This window comes from Tannerella forsythia, from assembly GCF_001006485.1.
Taxonomy (GTDB): domain Bacteria; phylum Bacteroidota; class Bacteroidia; order Bacteroidales; family Tannerellaceae; genus Tannerella; species Tannerella forsythia.
Window position 1 is genome coordinate 1 of sequence record NZ_JUET01000012.1, and the last position, 402, is coordinate 402.

The window sequence follows — 402 nt, forward strand, 5'->3', positions numbered from 1 at the left end:
CATCTAGATGTGTATAAGAGACAGGTGTTGTTGTCGATCGGCTTGGCGCATATATTTAACCAAGTGAATTTATGGGAGCTTAACTGGCTATGGCTGGCGGTGTTTGCCAGTGCGATGGGATTTCAAGCGACCTTTACCGGGTTGTGCCCTTCTAACTTAGTCGGTAAGCTGTCGAAAACGGGTGAATGTTGTCCGGCGGGCAGTTGCAGCACAACATCTCAAACTGAAAAGGCACAGAAAGCAACTTCTCAGGCGGGTTGTTGCGGATCAGATAGCAGTGCGAAAAACAGTGCGAATGACTGTTGTGGCTCGCAATCTGGGGTTGAAATTAAGGTATTGGGAACAGGTTGTGCCAGTTGTGACAATGCTGTGAAATTGATTCAGTCGGTGGCGTATCAGAAA

Annotated in this window: 1 pseudogene; it reads left to right on the top strand. The window is 47.8% G+C overall.

The features are described 5' to 3' along the window. Positions 1–402 (top strand): annotated as a pseudogene (locus Tanf_RS16575) (hypothetical protein); the annotation flags it as partial.